This window comes from Microbacterium sp. BDGP8 (genome assembly GCF_029991045.1).
Taxonomy (GTDB): Bacteria; Actinomycetota; Actinomycetes; order Actinomycetales; family Microbacteriaceae; genus Microbacterium; species Microbacterium plantarum.
Window position 1 is genome coordinate 17608 of the sequence record NZ_CP120714.1, and the last position, 15277, is coordinate 32884.

General features: G+C 65.3%; 20 protein-coding genes. 17 read left to right on the forward strand and 3 right to left on the reverse strand.

The features are described 5' to 3' along the window. The first annotated feature begins 28 nt into the window (after nucleotides 1-28). From P6897_RS16290 to P6897_RS16300, 3 genes are read left to right on the forward strand one after another with little or no spacing between them, the layout of a single operon-like run. Complete coding sequence (locus P6897_RS16290; protein WP_269268742.1) at nucleotides 29-415, forward strand: single-stranded DNA-binding protein; 387 nt, start codon at nucleotides 29-31, stop codon at nucleotides 413-415. Nucleotides 416-439: 24 nt separating this feature from the next. Then, the gene (locus P6897_RS16295; RefSeq protein ID WP_282502678.1) at nucleotides 440-751 is read left to right on the forward strand and encodes a hypothetical protein; all 312 of its coding nucleotides are present in this window, start codon (nucleotides 440-442) and stop codon (nucleotides 749-751) included. Nucleotides 752-765: 14 nt separating this feature from the next. Further along, on the forward strand, nucleotides 766-1269 hold the full coding sequence (locus P6897_RS16300) for a thermonuclease family protein (RefSeq protein ID WP_269268744.1): 504 nt from the start codon (nucleotides 766-768) through the stop codon (nucleotides 1267-1269). Nucleotides 1270-1281: 12 nt separating this feature from the next. Here the strand turns inward: P6897_RS16300 and P6897_RS16305 are convergent, their stop codons facing one another. Further along, a complete protein-coding gene (locus P6897_RS16305) occupies nucleotides 1282-1617 on the reverse strand; it encodes a hypothetical protein (protein ID WP_269268745.1) in 336 nt (111 codons plus the stop codon). Nucleotides 1618-2037: 420 nt separating this feature from the next. Continuing rightward, entirely contained in the window at nucleotides 2038-2781 is a 744-nt protein-coding gene (locus tag P6897_RS16310; protein WP_269268746.1) for a VIT family protein, read from the reverse strand. Between the two features lie 236 nt (nucleotides 2782-3017). Between P6897_RS16310 and P6897_RS16315 the strand changes: the two genes are divergently transcribed. From P6897_RS16315 to P6897_RS16345, 7 genes are all read left to right on the forward strand, one after another. Next, nucleotides 3018-4349 carry a ferredoxin reductase family protein gene (locus tag P6897_RS16315; RefSeq protein ID WP_282502679.1) on the forward strand — a complete coding sequence of 444 codons (1332 nt, stop codon included), beginning with the start codon at nucleotides 3018-3020 and terminating at the stop codon, nucleotides 4347-4349. A 275-nt stretch (nucleotides 4350-4624) separates the two neighbouring features. Then, nucleotides 4625-4849: an FMN-binding protein gene (locus tag P6897_RS16400; protein ID WP_311200160.1), complete on the forward strand. Its 225-nt coding sequence runs from the start codon at nucleotides 4625-4627 to the stop codon at nucleotides 4847-4849. Between the two features lie 2 nt (nucleotides 4850-4851). Continuing rightward, a complete protein-coding gene (locus P6897_RS16325; RefSeq protein WP_269268748.1) occupies nucleotides 4852-5613 on the forward strand; it encodes an FAD:protein FMN transferase in 762 nt (253 codons plus the stop codon). Between the two features lie 29 nt (nucleotides 5614-5642). Then, a complete protein-coding gene (locus tag P6897_RS16330; RefSeq protein WP_269268749.1) occupies nucleotides 5643-6311 on the forward strand; it encodes a response regulator transcription factor in 669 nt (222 codons plus the stop codon). Then, the gene (locus P6897_RS16335) at nucleotides 6311-7552 is read left to right on the forward strand and encodes a HAMP domain-containing sensor histidine kinase (protein ID WP_269268750.1); all 1242 of its coding nucleotides are present in this window, start codon (nucleotides 6311-6313) and stop codon (nucleotides 7550-7552) included. Before P6897_RS16330 ends, P6897_RS16335 begins: the two co-directional genes overlap by 1 nt. A 122-nt stretch (nucleotides 7553-7674) precedes the next feature. Beyond that, nucleotides 7675-7941 (forward strand): PadR family transcriptional regulator, encoded by a 267-nt coding sequence (locus P6897_RS16340; RefSeq protein ID WP_282502691.1) that lies wholly within the window; start codon nucleotides 7675-7677, stop codon nucleotides 7939-7941. A gap of 123 nt (nucleotides 7942-8064) precedes the next feature. Beyond that, nucleotides 8065-8664: a DNA-binding protein gene (locus P6897_RS16345; protein WP_282502681.1), complete on the forward strand. Its 600-nt coding sequence runs from the start codon at nucleotides 8065-8067 to the stop codon at nucleotides 8662-8664. Between the two features lie 135 nt (nucleotides 8665-8799). Here the strand turns inward: P6897_RS16345 and P6897_RS16350 are convergent, their stop codons facing one another. Then, on the reverse strand, nucleotides 8800-9795 hold the full coding sequence (locus P6897_RS16350; RefSeq protein WP_282502682.1) for an RNA polymerase subunit sigma-70: 996 nt from the start codon (nucleotides 9793-9795) through the stop codon (nucleotides 8800-8802). A 66-nt stretch (nucleotides 9796-9861) separates the two neighbouring features. Between P6897_RS16350 and P6897_RS16355 the strand changes: the two genes are divergently transcribed. The 7 genes from P6897_RS16355 to P6897_RS16385 all read left to right on the forward strand — a co-directional run bounded on the left by P6897_RS16355 (nucleotide 9862) and on the right by P6897_RS16385 (nucleotide 15177). Then, nucleotides 9862-10152 (forward strand): DUF1905 domain-containing protein, encoded by a 291-nt coding sequence (locus P6897_RS16355; RefSeq protein WP_282502683.1) that lies wholly within the window; start codon nucleotides 9862-9864, stop codon nucleotides 10150-10152. Next, nucleotides 10152-10820, forward strand: a complete 669-nt coding sequence (locus P6897_RS16360) for a maleylpyruvate isomerase family mycothiol-dependent enzyme (RefSeq protein WP_282502684.1) — start codon at nucleotides 10152-10154, stop codon at nucleotides 10818-10820. The genes P6897_RS16355 and P6897_RS16360 overlap by 1 nt, the downstream gene beginning before the upstream one ends. 464 nt (nucleotides 10821-11284) lie before the next feature. Continuing rightward, entirely contained in the window at nucleotides 11285-12289 is a 1005-nt protein-coding gene (locus P6897_RS16365) for an Abi family protein (protein WP_269268779.1), read from the forward strand. A 693-nt stretch (nucleotides 12290-12982) separates the two neighbouring features. Beyond that, nucleotides 12983-13426 (forward strand): hypothetical protein, encoded by a 444-nt coding sequence (locus P6897_RS16370; protein ID WP_269268780.1) that lies wholly within the window; start codon nucleotides 12983-12985, stop codon nucleotides 13424-13426. Between the two features lie 394 nt (nucleotides 13427-13820). Then, nucleotides 13821-14123 carry a hypothetical protein gene (locus tag P6897_RS16375; protein WP_269268781.1) on the forward strand — a complete coding sequence of 101 codons (303 nt, stop codon included), beginning with the start codon at nucleotides 13821-13823 and terminating at the stop codon, nucleotides 14121-14123. After that, nucleotides 14123-14464 (forward strand): hypothetical protein, encoded by a 342-nt coding sequence (locus P6897_RS16380; RefSeq protein ID WP_269268782.1) that lies wholly within the window; start codon nucleotides 14123-14125, stop codon nucleotides 14462-14464. The genes P6897_RS16375 and P6897_RS16380 overlap by 1 nt, the downstream gene beginning before the upstream one ends. A 518-nt stretch (nucleotides 14465-14982) precedes the next feature. Next, nucleotides 14983-15177: a hypothetical protein gene (locus P6897_RS16385; protein WP_269268783.1), complete on the forward strand. Its 195-nt coding sequence runs from the start codon at nucleotides 14983-14985 to the stop codon at nucleotides 15175-15177. The last annotated feature ends 100 nt before the right edge of the window (nucleotides 15178-15277 follow it).

The following is a 15277-nucleotide window of genomic DNA, read 5'->3' on the forward strand; positions in this document are numbered from 1 at the left end:
TCGACCTCGACCTCGAAAGGAACTACCCATGTCCACTCGATTCATTACCGGCCGTCTCTCTGCCGACCCTGAGGTGCAGCAGGCGGGCCGCATCCAGATCACCAAGTTCACGGTGCTCGAGAACACCTACGAGTACCGCGGCGAGGAGCGAATCGAGGGGCACCAGCCCCTCGCTCACTATGTCGAGGCGAAGTTCGAGCTCGGCGCGAATGCCGCGAGCTCGCTGCACAAAGGCGACGCGGTGATCGTCGTCGGCGCCGAGCGGGATGCCTCGTTCGGGGGCCGAGAGGGCACCGTGTACCGGCGCATCATCGACGCCTCCGCGATCGGTCCCGACCTCGCCCACGCGACAGCCACCGTCGATCCCATCCGCCGTGCCCCTGCTACAGCAGCGCCGGCCTCCGCAGAAAGCTGACCGCGCATGTTCTCGCAATCCGGCATGCCCGACATCCAGCCGCAAATCCCACCCATTCCCGGACTTGCTGAGTCGATCGCGGGGTTCGGCGCCGTTGCCGGGGGCATCGCGTTCGTCGCGCTCGTTCTAACCGCGGTATTCGCCGCTTTGGGTGATCGGTGGCGGCTGGGTGTTGTGACCGTCACGATCGGCAGCGTCGCGGCGGTTGTCACGGTCTTCTGCTGCGTCGCTGTGGGTGACTGGCGGCCCGCGATCGCGGTCGTGGCTGGCCTCGTGCTCGCGATCGTCATCGTCGTGGCCGTGCGCTGGCAGCGCCGCCGAGTCTCATGGCGCTGAGCCCGCGGCGCTTGATGCTCGCTCCGATCCTGATCGGGGCGAGCATCTGCGTTACCGCGTGTGTGCCTCTCGGCGGTCCCGACGCCGGCAGCTCGTCGACGAGCGGTGTCGTGGTCGCGGTCGTTGACGGCGACACGATCGACGTCGACACCGGCGCCGGCGCGCAGCGGGTGCGGATCATCGGGATAGACACCCCCGAGATCGGCCGGGGTGGGAACACAGACGAGTGTTACGCGCAGGAGGCGCGCGAGATCCTGGATGAGCTGATCTACCGCAGCGACGTCGAGCTGATCGCGGACCCCACCCAAGCCGACGTCGACCGGTGCGGCCGACTACTGCGGCACGTCCGCCACGACGGCCACAGCATCGCCCTGACACTCATCGAGGCGGGCGCTGGGTATGAATACACCTACGACGCCGCTTATGACGGCCAGGAGGCCTACAGGGCCGCTCAGAACGCCGCCGAGCGCGACGGTCGCGGCCTGTGGGCAGCGTGCGCGACGGGCGGCGACAGATGACCGCGTTCGCGCTCACCCGGCGGGCGGCTTCGCGCTGAGAGGCGTCACCGCAGACGCCCATACCCACGCGCGATGCTCAACACCGCCCACGGGGAACCGGATAGCTACGGCATCCGGTGTCCACCGGCACGCCTCGGCTTCGACCCACACGGGTGTTGCGCTGAACCGCACCCACGCCCGGACGGGCCTTGGTTTCGGGTCGATCGTCACGGGCTCGGTGTCGAGGCCGATCTCTTCGCGGGAGAGAGACTGCAGCGGGCCGGCGTCGCGCGCGATGCGTTCCAGGATCTTCTGATCCATCCGCCGGTCGACCGAGGCCGCATAGCGCTTGTTCGTCCCCACGGTCACACCTGCCCCTCTCGGAACCAGGGTAACCGCGTTCGAACATTTGTTCTATCCAGCTCGCGCCGTGGGCAGGGGTGTCCGCTGCAGCGGCACCCGAAGCCGCGCAGCGGACGGCCGGCGGCGGGGCCATGGTGCCCCCCGGAGGGAAACGAGCACCATGATGACCGCCGTCGGGATTGCAGTCATGGCGGTGCGCATATCTGGATGCGATGGTCTCGTCGGCCTGACCGACGAATCTGGAGTCTGGTACTGGCTGAAGCAGCAACGGTCTCCCTCCTCCGCATCGTCGGGCTCGTCCTCCTTGCAAACCTTACAACGGTGCTGAATAAGCCACCGGAACTTGCAGCATTCCTTGGCTGCTCCGCTTCATAAGCGGCTGATGGGCACCGGTGACCGCGAACGGGAGCAGATCCTCGCTCAGTATCAGGCCACTCCCGAGGCGCCCAGGAGCACCCCGACCCCGTAGGTGGCGGCGAGTGCGAGGGCGCCGCCGGTGACGACGCGGATCATGGCGCGGGGTCGGGAGCTGCCGCCGATGTGTGCGGAGATGGCGCCGGTGATGGCGAGGGCGATGAGGACGGCCGCGAAGGTCACCGGAACACGCCACTCTGGTGGGGGTAGGAGGATGGCGAGCATGGGGAGGATCGCGCCGATCGTGAACGCGGCTGCGGAAGCGACCGCCGCGTGCCAGGGGCTCACGACGTCGTCCTCGTCGATGTTGAGCTCGGCTGATAGGTGCGCGGCAAGGGCGTCGTGCGCGGTGAGCTCCACGGCTACCTGTCGTGCGGTCTGCTCGCTGAGCCCACGGGCCCGGTAGAGCCCGGTGAGCTCGTCGAGCTCTTCCTCCGGCATGTCGCGCAGTTCCTGCCGTTCCTTCGCGATCAGGGCGCGTTCGCTGTCGCTCTGGCTGCTGACGGAGACGTACTCGCCGAGGGCCATCGAGATCGCACCCCCGACCAACCCCGCCAGCCCGGCGGTGAGGATGGGCCCGGAGGCGGTGGTCGCGCCGGCGACGCCGACCACGATCGCGGCAACAGAGACGATGCCGTCATTTGCGCCGAGCACGCCGGCACGCAGCCAGTTCAACCGTTGCGCAATGCCGTCGCGATGCGGCTCATCGGGGTGCGGCTGGAGCGCGGGGTTGTCTGCGGGCAGATCTGTCGACATGACCCCAATACAAGCACCGCTGGTCCCGGTGAGCAACGTTGGTGAGGCTAAGCGTGCCGCGGCCAGGCGGCTAAGAATCCTGGAAGAAAGGAGGGGGATCGTGGGAACTGTCGATAGCCGGAGCTACGCGAAGTGAGTTGAGAATGGCGACAGATACGGCCCCCCTTTCACGGGCGGCAACGTTCCGCACTGACGATACGGTTGCGCGGGTCCGGCGGGTCCGCACTCGTCGACGGATGCGCGCGGCCGACCTGATGGTTGTTGCGGTCTGGCTGTCGGTCGCCGTCGCGATCTCCCTGTGGCTCGCCTACGGCGGGATGAACCAGGTCACCGATCCCGCTTCCGCGATCACCGCGCTCGGCATCGTCACGGGACTTGTGGGTACCGACCTGATCCTGGTGATGCTGGTGCTCGCCGCTCGCATTCCGGCGATCGACCGCGTCTTCGGCCAGGACAAGGCGATGGCCCTCCACCGCAGGCTCGGCAAGCCCGCCCTCTCACTGATCCTCGCCCACGCAGCCCTCCTCACCGTCGGTTACGCGATGAGCGACGGGTCGAACGTGGTTGCCGAGACGATCGGGTTCCTCCAGAGCAAGGACCTGCTGCTCGCCTATCTCGGGTTCGGGCTGCTCGTCGCGGTCGTGGTCACTTCGCTCGTCGCCGTCCGCCGTCGCTTCTCCTATGAGGCCTGGCATCTGATCCACTTGCTCAGCTACCTCGCCGTGCTGGTCGCCGTGCCTCACCAGCTGAGCGCGGGCGGTGTGCTCGCCGAAGGCACCGGACAGCGGGTGTACTGGCTCGCCCTGTACGTGCTCGCGTTCGGTTCGATCGGTGTCTTCCGCTTCCTGGTGCCGATGATCCGCAGCGCGCGTCACGGCATCCGCGTCGCCGGGGTCGAGCAGGTCGCTCCGGGTGTCGTGTCGCTCCACCTCACGGGGCGGAACCTGGATCGGCTGCACACGGCCGGCGGCCAGTACGCGATTTGGCGGTTCTGGACGGGTGCGACGTGGTGGCATGCGCATCCCATCTCCTTCTCCGCTGTGCCGACCGCCACGACGGCGCGCATCACAGTGCGTGACCTCGGGCGCGGCAGTGCCGCGATCGGACGCGTGCGTCCGGGCGCGCGCGTCTCGATCGAAGGTCCGTACGGTGTCTTCACTGACGCGCACCGGGTCGCTCCGAAACTCGCAGTCGTCGCGGCGGGCATCGGCATCACGCCGATCCGATCCCTGCTGGAGCATTCCCCGCTCAGTCCGGGTGAAGCCACCGTCGTCCTCCGCGGCACCGATTCCACCCAGAGCTACCTGTGGAGCGAGATCGGCGCACTGCCCAGCATGCGCGGCAATACCGTGTATACGATGCTCGGTGCACGGCCTCCGGGCCTTGCCACCTGGATGTCTGCCGAGGCGCTGTCGCGTGGGGTGACGATCACCTCGGCGTTCCCTGACTTGCTGCGCTCGGACCTTTACGTGTGCGGGCCGCAGGCGTGGACGGATCTGGTGATTCGCGATGCCCGCGCCGCAGGATTGCGGGAAGCGCAGATCCACGTGGAGAGGTTCGACTGGTGAGGGCGCGCGCTACGATACTGGGCGCCCTGTCCTCGATTGCCGTACTCGCGGTCGGTTGGCAGCTCGGCGCTGATGGCCAGCAGTCAGAGACAACGACATCCGATACGGCTGCCGGATCAGCACCGACTTCGACTGTCACGCCGTCGGCGGATGCCGGAAGCAGCACAGCGACGCCCGCACCGACACCCAGTGCGTCCGCGTCGGAGACCACGACGTCAGCTGTCTCGGGGACTTTCACGGGGACATCCGTTCATACGCGTTTCGGTGACGTCCAGGTGCAGATCACCGTGCAGGACGGCATCCTCAGCGACGTGACCGCGCTGCAGCTCACCGACCAGGATTCCCGGTCGGTGTCGATCAGCAACCGCGCTGCCCCGATCCTTCGTCAGGAAGTCCTGTCCGCACAATCAGCGAACGTGCACAGCGTCTCAGGTGCCACCTACACGAGCAACGCCTACCTGACCTCGCTCCAGTCCGCCCTCGACCAGGCTGGACTGTGACCGTGACGACGCATGTGTTCAACACGATGGGCACGACGGCGAGCCTCCGCTTCGCGGGGCCGGTGCCGAGCGATGAGGTGCTGCTCCAGGTGGAAGATGCCTTCGCCGAGTTCGACCGCCGGTTCAGCCTCTACCGTGCCGACTCAGAGCTCAGCCGCATCGCGACAGGGGAGTTGACGCTCGCGCACTCCAGCGATGCCGTGCGCGACTGCTACAGGGAGGCGATGATGTGGTCGCATCGTACGGCTGGCGTGTTCACGTCTCACCGGCCGGACGGTGTCCTGGATCTGTCCGGCATCGTGAAAGCCGCGGCCATCGCAGCGGCTGGCACCATTCTCGACACCTTCGGCATGCCCTCCTGGGTGCTCAACGTCGGCGGCGACATCCTCACCCGCGGCAGCATCAACGGCTCCGCGTGGCGGATCGGGATCACAGACCCCGACGCCCGAACATCCCTCCTGTGCGCCCTCGAAGTGCAGAACCCACGGCAGGCGGTGGCCACCTCCGGCACCGCAGAACGCGGCGAGCACATCTGGCGAGCCCCGGCTACATCGGACACTCTCGTCCGTTACCGGCAGGTGACGGTCGTCGCCGATGACATCGTCACCGCCGATGTGCTTGCGACCGCGATCCTGGCCGGCGGTCCTCAGTGGTGCGACGACATCCTCGACCGGTTCGACGTCGACGCCCTCACCGTCGACGACCACGGGGGGATCACCGCATCGCCCGGGCTGCGGGAAGCCGCAAGCCTAATCCTCGGATGAGCGCGTCAGGCCCTGCCTATACTGCGATCATGCCCGAGCGTGCGCGGATCCTGCTCGTCGAAGACGACGCCCGCCTCGCCGGCATGCTCGAGCAGTTGCTGCGCTCCGAGGGGTATGACACCGTCCTTGCCCGCGACGGGCAGCGAGCCTTGCACGAAGGACTGACTCAGAGCTTCGATGCCATGATCCTGGACCGTGGCCTGCCGGCTATCGAGGGTCTCGACGTGCTCAACAGGCTCCGCAAACGCGGCGTGCTCACCCCTGCGCTGATCCTGTCCGCCCTCAGCAACCCCGCCGACCGTGTGGAGGGGCTGGACCGGGGAGCCGAGGACTACCTCGGCAAGCCGTTCGACATTGACGAACTCCTCGCCCGGATCCGCGCGCTGCTGCGCAGACATCTCAACATCGTGCCCACGCTTCCCCTCCCAAACGGAGCCCTGGACACGAGGAGCCGCACCGTCACGACTCGCGACGGTGACACGATCGACCTCTCCGAGCGGGAATCTCAACTCCTCGAGCACCTCGCACGCCGACCCTCGCAGATCTTCGAACGGCACGATCTGCTCGGCACGGTGTTCCCCGATGCGGACGATCCTGGCGTGATCGACACCTACGTGCACTATCTGCGCAGAAAACTCGGCCGCGAATCGGTGAAAACGATCCGCGGCATCGGCTACCAACTGGGACCGCTCCGGTGATGGCGCGCAGGCCTCGCGACCCGGAGGATCTCCGGGGCGCCGCGCTACGACTCACCGCCCAGTTCACCGCGCTCGTCCTCGTGGTGCTCGTCGTCGTCGGCGGGGTCGTCTTCGCGATCGTGAGCAGCAGCATCGCCGAGGCCAGCGAGCATGCGCTGCGCGCCGCCACCCAACTCGACTCCAGGAAGGATGCCGCCTCCGGCACCTTTGTGACCATCGTCGATACTCACAGCGGCGGCCAGATCGTCACGTCCGAGAGTATGCCCGACGGCCTGCTCGACACCGCCGCGATCCAATCCGTCGAAGCTGGCGGCGGGGACCAGCGATCCGAACGCACCGTCGACGGTCGCACCTACGCGCTGCTCACCACCGCCGATGGGGACCACGACCGCGTCATCCAGGTCGCTATCGATCAGCACGAGACAGCTGAGGAGCTCAGTCGTCTTTCGGCCGCGCTTCTTGTCGGCGGTGTGATCGCAGTCGTGCTCTCGTTCGCCGCGTCGTATCTGATGGCGAAGCGTGCCATGCGGCCCCTCGCCGATGCGCTGGCACTCCAGCGCCGCTTCGTCGCAGACGCCAGCCACGAGCTCCGTACCCCCCTCACCCTCCTCAGTACCCGTGCCCAGCTGCTCAAACGCAGAGGGCAGGACAGCCTGCCGAGTGACGTCACCGATGCCATCGAGGACGTCGTCACCGACACGAACGCCCTCACCGAAATCCTCGACGACCTCCTTATCGCCGCCGACCCACGAAGCAGCGCGACGCAGGAGCCCGTCGATCTCGTCGCCGTCGCCGACCGGGCCATCGCCCTCCTCGCCGACGACGCGACCGCCCGACACATCGAACTGATACGCACAGGCAAGTCAGGATCGGTAACCGTGACCGGGTCGCCCGCGGCACTCCTGCGCCTCGTCCTCGCACTGTGCACGAACGCGCTCGACCATGCGCAGCACGCCGTCAGCATCACAGTGACGGCGAGCGCGTCCAGAGCGGTCCTAACTGTGACCGATGACGGGCCCGGGTTCGACCCGACGATCGCCGCGACCGCTTTCGAACGATTCTCCAGCAGCCGAGCAGGCACCCGCACCGGCGCTCCGGGCAGCGGCACGCGACACTATGGCCTCGGCCTCGCCCTCGTGAGCGAGATCGCGCGGCGACACCATGGCACCGTCGCCATCGACCACTCGAACTCGGGCGGCACTGTCGTGTGCAGCTTCCCCGTCGCATCGTCGGCGCGTTAAGCACACGTTCACCTGCCCTATCGACATTCGATATCGAACTCCGATAGAAAGCCGGAGTGGCGAGCGAACCTTCCGTTGACGAACTGGAGGAGTACCGTGACCTCCTCGCTGGGCTCGTCAGGATGCACGTGCTGCACCACGCGTCACAGGAAGAGATCTACGGCGCCTGGATGATCGAGGAGCTCGCCAGCCACGGATACCGCCTCTCAGCGGGCACCCTCTACCCCATGCTCCACAGAATGGCCGAAGACGGCTACCTCACCGTACGAACCGAACGAACTGAGCGCGGCATCCGCAAGCTGTACTCCGCGACCGAGAAAGGCCAGCGCGGCCTCGCGGTCGCCCGGCAACGGATGCGTATCTTCACACAGGAAGACACAGGCCGATGACAACGGACACCACCACTCCCGCGCAAGCTAGACAGGGATCCACCCGCGAGGTGCTAGGTGTCTGGGTAACATGGGTAACAAGTAACAACGATTCCCGCGTTACTCACGAAAGGAAGTGGTCGCATGGCCGAGGTAAACGAGCAGGCAGCCGCGACGAGCCGCGCGGCTGCGGCCGCCGAAGCGTTGGCCGCGGAGGGAGCCGCAGTCACGGCGAGAGCCGTGCGTGAGCGCTCCGGCGTGAAGATGTCTGTCGCCGCGGACGTGGCACGCGAGTGGAATCAGCGCGAGCAGAGCAAGGGCGATGTTCCGAGTGTCCCTGACGCGCTACGGACTCGCTTCGATGCGATCTGGGCCGAGGCGGTCGTGCTCGCGCGGGCGGAGCACGCCGCCGAGCGGGAGGGCTGGCAGCAGCGTCTTACGCAGCTAGAGGCAGAGCGCGACGCGCTCACGGATGACCTCGCCAAGGCTGAGGATGCGCTCGACAGCGCGGTGACGGACGCGAAGGTGCAGCAGCAGGAGGCACAGCAGCTCGCGGAGCGTGCCCGAGCGGAGGCCGAGCAACGCGCACAGCTCACAGCAGATGAGCTTGCCGGCGAACGGTCCCGGGCCGATCGAGCAGAAGCGCGTGCGGAGGCGCTGGTCGAGGAACGCGACCGACTGATTGGCGAGCGCGATCGAGCCACCCAGGAGGCGCGCGAGAGCCGTAAGCCGTCCAAGGGCTGACGCTTGACGAGGCCTGCCAGAAACGATCGTTTACGGCACCTCGGCGGATGGCGCTGCGGGAGCCTGCCGAAACCTAGGACCGTGTCGAAACCTGGTTTTGGGAGAAACGGTTTCGGTACGGGGTTTCGGTCGCCTTCAACTCAGTGAAGCCGGCAGGTCGAACCGTGCGAAGAGATCGGGGTCGATGAACGAGGTGATGCCTGTGATCGCCTCATACTGGGTATCGACCAGCGTCAAGGACCATGCCTCGTGCGGCGCGGCATGGTGCGCTCCGATGTAGAAGGCGACCACGGCCTGCCCGTTGGCGGTTATCACGCGGGTGCGCCAGCTTGGGCACAGCGTCATCGGGACGGCATGTGCGAAGGCTGCGACAGAATCCGCGCCGGCGTACCACTCCGTGAGTGGTGGCATCTGCCAGGTCACGTCGGGAGCCAGAAGGTCGACGAACGTCCGTAGGTCGGAGTTGGCGAGTGCCTCTGCGAACCGATGAGCCAGGGAAAGCGTCGATTGCGACGGACGAGGCTGTGTCGGATTCGCCGGGGAGGCGCTGCGTTCCCCCAGAGTTCGCCTCCCGCGAGCGAGAGCCGAATGTATCGAGGTCGTGTTGGTCCCCATTGCTGAGGCCGCGTCGAAGGCCGAAAAGCCGAGGACGTCCACGAGGAGAAGCGCGGCCCGCTCGTTGCCGCTCAGGAGTTGCAACGTCGCGACGAAGGCGAGTTCTAAGTGTTCGGTGCGCTGCGCCAAGTCTGCCGGATCGGGGTACGGCGTCAGCCACTCGATTTCGGTGTCCGGTGTCGAGTCGGTGGCGGGTTCGGTGGCGGCAGGGCCAAGGTCGATCGGGAGCGCTCGTCGTCCCCGTGCTTTGGCGGTATCCAGGCATGTCCGAGTGGCCACCGTGTAGAGCCACGTTCGGACCGAGCTGCGTCCCTCAAACCGGTCGAACGCCGCCCAGGCACGCAAGAGAGCGTCTTGCAGAGCATCATCGGCGTCGTGCACCGACCCAAGCATGCGATAGCAGTGAGCGTGCAGGCCCTGCCGCAGTGGTGCTACCGCCCGCTCGAATCGTTCACGAGAGTTCTCGTTGGCGCTCTCGCGCTCTACGACGGGTATGTCCGAGAAGTCCTGCGCCATGCGACGATTCTGCCCGCGCCGCGCAGTCTCACCTATCGACAGCGTTCCGACGACCGAGGAGATCCCATGCCGTTTGACCCCATCACGCTCGATCACACTTTCACCGCCCCGATCGGCGTAAACGTGAAGGGCGAGGTCTGGGCCTGCGTCGAGATGCCCGACTCTGCCGATTTCTTCGGCACGGGCCGCTCCGTTCGGGTAGACCTTACAGTTGACGACCTGCCGCTGAAAGACGTCGGGATGATGGTCACCGGGACGGGCGGCCACATGGTGTCGCTGAACGCTGCGTTCCGCCGCAAGCTGGGCAAGGACGTGGGAGACACCGTCACCGTCCACATCGAGCGTCGAGTCAAGTGATGAGGGCCTCCGCGCTCTGGTCGCTGATCCACGCCGAGCGGCAGCGTCTACATGACCAGACTCAATCCCTCACCGCCGAGCAATGGCGATCTCCCGCGCTCGTTGGCTCTTGGACTCTCGAGCAGACCATCGCACATCTGACGGCTGGAGCAGAACAGAGCATCCCAGCCTGGCTGCGCAGCGTGTTCTCCGCGCGCTTTGACTTTGAGCTCCATAAGGAACGGGGAGTAGTCACCAGGATGGGGGCTTCGCCGGCTGAGACATTGGCCAGGTATGAACGAGCGATCCGCAACAAGCGACGCGCGGCCGGTCCGCTCATGGCGGGATTGGGTGAAGTCCTGATCCACGGCGAAGAGATCCGTCGGCCTGTCGGTATCCGAGACGGTGTACCCGTTCAAACGGCGGCCGCCACTTTGCAATGGTTCGCGCGTCACGATTTCACGGAGTACTCGCGCTCACGAGCGCAAGGCCTCCGGTTGGTCGCCAACGACGCGGCGACCGAGATCGGCCAAGGTGCGGAGGTGCGCGGTCGGGCGCTGTCGCTCCTTGTCGCGCTTTCTGGCCGGCCGGTCATCCCGGGTGAACTGCACGGGCCCGGAGCGGCTGTCCTGATCAAGCGTGGCGGGGCGGAGTGGAAGCCGCAACGCGAACCTGCTCGCCGTTTGTAGAGGTCCACAATCGGCCGAAACTGATCGTTTCCGGCGGGCTCGTCGACGTCGACGAGCAGGCGCGCGACACGCCGAGGATCGATCCGCCGAAACCCCCTGCCGAAACCGAATCGCGCCGGAACCTCGGCAGTACCGTTTTCGGCATGGCACATGAAGTCGGCTACGCCCGAGTCTCGAAGCGGGAGCAGAACCCGGACGCCCAGGCGGCGGAACTCCGGCCGCCGGCTGCGAGCGTGTCCTCGTCGACCACGGCCGATCGAGCCGGGTCATCGACCGCCCCCAGCGGTTGGCGTGCCTCGATCACCTGCAGCACCGTCGCACAGCCCAGTCATGGTCACCGACTGCGACCGGTCGACTGCCAGCGAAGGTCACGAACCTGCTGACCTCACGAATCTGCTACCCTAGAACCATCACGATCAGCCCGCTCGCCTCACGGCTCGGGCTGATTTTCTTTTAGGAGAGATGTGGTCGCGTACGCGAAGCCGTGGCTGTCGATCGAGCAGCAGATTGCTCAGTTACGGGGGAGAGGGCTTACGGTCGACGACACAGCGGAGGCCGCACACCTTCTCGAGGAAGTCGGTTACTACAGGCTCACCGGGTACCTCTACCCGGCACGCCAGTCTGAGCCCATCGCCGAAGACGACGGACGCTCGAGTATCCGAGTGCTGAACAGCTACCGTCCGGGAACGCGTCTCGAACATGCTGCTGAACTCATCGCCTTTGACCGAAAGCTCCGCCTGCATGTCCTTGAGGCGGTTGAGCGCATCGAGGTATCTCTACGCACTCAGGTGGGTTACATCCTTGGCCGACGATCCGCGTTTGCTCACCTCGAACCGCGCACCTTCACTCCTGCATTCGTGGAGCCGTACGTCGATGACATGACTGGCGAGACCACGAGCAAGCATTCGAAGTGGCTAGAGCGCATCGATGAACGCCGCGCTAGCTCAAAAGAGGCTTTCGTTGAGCACTTCCGAACGAAGTACGACGACCAGATGCCGATCTGGGCGCTGACGGAGATCCTCGAGCTCGGGCACCTTGCCAATCTGTACAAGGGCCTTCAGAACGATGTCGCTACCGAGATCGCCATGCACTATGCCGTCCCCAGCAAGAAGATCCTGACGAGCTGGATCGCCAGTACGAACTATGTGCGGAACGTCGCTGCCCACCAGGCTCGCTTGTTCAACCGTAAGCTGGTCGACGCGCCGACGCGCCCCAGGGGCGCGTCGATCCCGCTCCTCGTGCACCTCCGGGACGACCATGCCCCCAAGCAGGACTTTGGCCTATATAACGCTCTCGCGGTCATGGCCTACCTGCTCCGTAGCATCTCGGGGTACTCAGAGTGGGTTAATCGTCTGCGCAACATCGTCGGTGGGTTCCCCAGCGTTCCGTTCCTCGGGATAGACAGCATGGGGTTCGGCGAGGGCTGGGATCGACACGAGTTGTGGTCGCAAGCTTCCCCCGGCGATTGAACAAAATCCTGTCGCGGGAGCCTCGCCATGAGACCATGCGGCCTTGAGCTCTGGCTCGTTCACCCTGAACAGCCTCAAGCTGCTCTTCCCGTAGCCCGCGGCTGGGAGGTCCGGAGTCATCCTCGACCGGGGCTCCCGCACGCTTTGCGCTTCACGCGCGAGGCCTGCTCGTCGCGCGTTGACGTACGGCCTCCGGGTTCGGCCCAGACTCTGCGGTCAGCTGCTTCAAGGGCTGGCTCGAGACTCTCGCTAGAGTTTTCGGATCGCGCGGTTGCACCAACCTGTAGATCCTTGAGTGTATGTACCATGCGCACCGCGGTAGAGATCGAAGCATCCATCTAGAGCCTTGAGTACGTGACCAGAGGTTGGTCGCATCGCCCACCGTCCGCTGGTTTGCTTCTGGCGTGTTTGAGAAGTTGCGACAGCATCTGTTATGTCGGAGCGACATGCGCGTCACAACGGCCTTCAGGCTGTCGCCGATCAACTCATGCATGCCATTGACTTCCGAGGTCAACCACCAGGTCCCGCAACCGCTTCCAAACGATTCCTCCGATCCTCAAAGCGTGCTGACGGGCGGCATCTGTCCTTGACCCGAGCCGCCAACTCAACCTGTCGACACGCCGGTGAAAGTTGTTGGCAAACTTCTCCATCGATGCGGTAGTGTTCGGAGTGACAGCAGCGGAAGGGGAGTCAATGGGCTTTCAGGTTTACGAGAAGGGCAGCGCCCCTGTCTCAACTGTGCCGTCAGTCACGATCCAAAAGCGCGGTTTGATCTCCGTCAACAAGGCCGCGTACGACGCGCTCGGTGCTCCGGAAGGGGTGGAACTTCTGTGGGATCCCGACCGTAGAGCAATCGCCTTGCGGCCCGCAAAGTTGACGAACCAGAACGCGTACCCGCTTCGAGCGCAGGGCAGTCACTCCGAGAAGGGACCGTGGCTCGTCGCCGGGACTCTGTTCACTCAGTTCATCGGCCTTGATACGTCGCAGGCGTACCGATGGACCCCGGAAGTCGAGGACGGCCTGCTGGTTGTTGACATCAGCAAGCCTGGCAACAAGGTGTCGAGTCCTCGGGGCCGCGCGAAGGCGGCAGCCGATAAAGCAAACGTGGCCACCGAGGATGAGTCGGTGACCACGTAACTTCCTCTCACTCCCGCGACATCGTAGGTCGCTGGTGAGAGGATGCCACCCCGGGAAGCAGCCAGGTAAGCCTGCTGACGGGGCCTGTGAGAGGGAAAGGGGCCGGGCGACCGGCCCCTTTTGGCATCATGCTACAGGTGTCTATGTGGAGTGGACGATTCTGGGCCACCCGGCGGTCTGTGAGGCTTCTGAGGCGGACGCTTCACCTCTTCGTGGGCGCGATCACCGCGCCAAGGGCGCTGAGGTTCGCGCCCTCGCAGCCTCGGTGGCGATGTATTAGCTCGGTGTGTGGAGTCTCGTATGGCCAACGGCTGACATAACGTTGATTATCGGCTCATGTTCTTGTCCTGAAACTCGTACAACTTTCAGTCCGAATCAGGCGTACACTGGAGCCATGTCTCTCGCATCTGCTCTGCCGGTTCTGCCTGTGCTGCCTACCTCTGAGGCACGCTCGGTACTGCCCGATGCGCTGCGACGCTTCCGCTCTGAAGGCGCACTCGCTCAGCCGGTCGTGTTCGGAGGCCACCGTCGCGCGGAGGGTGTGGTCATCCCGTTCGAGCTGTACGCCGAACTGCTGCCGGTGATCGAAGACCTTGAGATCGCTCATCTGGTGCGCGAACGCGCTGCCGCCGGCGAGTCCGGATCTCTGTCCGACATTGCAGCGGGCTTGGGGCTCGACCCTGACGACTACCGCTGATGGCGGCACCCCTCAAGCTGACAGCCATCCTCCCGGGCTTCCAGCAGGACATCGACGCGCTCCCTGATCAAGCCACGAAGAAGATGGCGCTCGACATGCTCGTCCTCGTCAGAGACGGCAAGGTTTTCGGGGTGAAGCTCGACTCCCGAGTGGGTACTGGTGATCTTGAGGACTGCTACAAGCTCTACTTCGACCCAGACGGCTCTGGGAAGCCGCGCTACCGTCTGGTGTACAGGTATACGCCTGACGAGATCAACGCGGTCGCCATTGAAGCGGTCGCTGTCGGGCGACGGGTGAATCTCGACGCTTACCAGCGCGCGATCGCCAACCTTGGTCGCTGACAGATACGCCGAAGCGCCGTAACGGCCGTAGAAGGCTGCTGACAGGCCGCTTCGTGGTGTTCCGACTACCACGGGAGGCTACTCATGCGCCTGAGGGGCGCTCAGGGTCTCACAGAAGGTTCGCGATACCGTTGCTCGCGCTTCGTGCAGCCCTCGGCCCCGTACACCGTGACGTGAATGCTCATCGCTCGTGATCCTCTCTGCGGCCCTCGGCCGTCCAGCCGATGCCTCGCTATCGGCTGATACTTGCCGCCCGCACGTCGGCTCGGAGCGGGTCAAGGGCTGGCATCGCCGGGATTCCGCAGGAATCTGCGCAGCACCCTTGATGCATTCCGAGCCGACGTGCTCCCCCGGCGCCGTCAGCGCCGGCAGCTCGAGCAGTTGACATGTACGTGTCAGTAGTGGTGTTAACAGCACTTCGTTCGGCGTGTTGGCTGACACGTGGTGTTGACACCGCTATCGTCGCCGGTATGACCAGACGGCAGATACCCCGAGGCACGCGCGTAGCGTCGGCCCGGTTGTCACTGATCGTGGAGGAAGAGCGCAAGCGCCGCTTCGATCAGATCGCAGCGCAGGCGGGCATGTCCTCCGCGGGATTCTTCGAGGCGGTCGTCGCTCATCTTGAGGAAGATCTGAGCGACCGTGGCGTGCCGAACTGGCTACCTCAGCCCGAACCACACGACGGGGAGCTGCCTATCAGCGACGTCGCATAAACGACTTCGCCCCCCGCAGATGCGAGGGGCGAAAGAGTCAAGTCCGATCCGATGAGTTTGGCGACCTAGCGGATCGATATCCCAAACACCTGCCACATGT

What these genes read in the sequence shown, in the direction of transcription:
- P6897_RS16300 (WP_269268744.1), top strand. Translation starts at nt 766, where the DNA reads ATGCTCGCTCCGATCCTGATCGGGGCGAGCATCTGCGTTACCGCGTGT.
- P6897_RS16330 (WP_269268749.1), top strand. Translation starts at nt 5,643, where the DNA reads ATGCCCGAGCGTGCGCGGATCCTGCTCGTCGAAGACGACGCCCGCCTC.
- P6897_RS16335 (WP_269268750.1), top strand. Translation starts at nt 6,311, where the DNA reads ATGGCGCGCAGGCCTCGCGACCCGGAGGATCTCCGGGGCGCCGCGCTA.
- P6897_RS16290 (WP_269268742.1), top strand. Translation starts at nt 29, where the DNA reads ATGTCCACTCGATTCATTACCGGCCGTCTCTCTGCCGACCCTGAGGTG.
- P6897_RS16370 (WP_269268780.1), top strand. Translation starts at nt 12,983, where the DNA reads ATGGGCTTTCAGGTTTACGAGAAGGGCAGCGCCCCTGTCTCAACTGTG.
- P6897_RS16380 (WP_269268782.1), top strand. Translation starts at nt 14,123, where the DNA reads ATGGCGGCACCCCTCAAGCTGACAGCCATCCTCCCGGGCTTCCAGCAG.
- P6897_RS16340 (WP_282502691.1), top strand. Translation starts at nt 7,675, where the DNA reads ATGCACGTGCTGCACCACGCGTCACAGGAAGAGATCTACGGCGCCTGG.
- P6897_RS16315 (WP_282502679.1), top strand. Translation starts at nt 3,018, where the DNA reads ATGCGCGCGGCCGACCTGATGGTTGTTGCGGTCTGGCTGTCGGTCGCC.
- P6897_RS16350 (WP_282502682.1), bottom strand. Translation starts at nt 9,795, where the DNA reads ATGGCGCAGGACTTCTCGGACATACCCGTCGTAGAGCGCGAGAGCGCC.
- P6897_RS16295 (WP_282502678.1), top strand. Translation starts at nt 440, where the DNA reads ATGCCCGACATCCAGCCGCAAATCCCACCCATTCCCGGACTTGCTGAG.
- P6897_RS16310 (WP_269268746.1), bottom strand. Translation starts at nt 2,781, where the DNA reads ATGTCGACAGATCTGCCCGCAGACAACCCCGCGCTCCAGCCGCACCCC.
- P6897_RS16360 (WP_282502684.1), top strand. Translation starts at nt 10,152, where the DNA reads ATGAGGGCCTCCGCGCTCTGGTCGCTGATCCACGCCGAGCGGCAGCGT.
- P6897_RS16345 (WP_282502681.1), top strand. Translation starts at nt 8,065, where the DNA reads ATGGCCGAGGTAAACGAGCAGGCAGCCGCGACGAGCCGCGCGGCTGCG.
- P6897_RS16355 (WP_282502683.1), top strand. Translation starts at nt 9,862, where the DNA reads ATGCCGTTTGACCCCATCACGCTCGATCACACTTTCACCGCCCCGATC.
- P6897_RS16375 (WP_269268781.1), top strand. Translation starts at nt 13,821, where the DNA reads ATGTCTCTCGCATCTGCTCTGCCGGTTCTGCCTGTGCTGCCTACCTCT.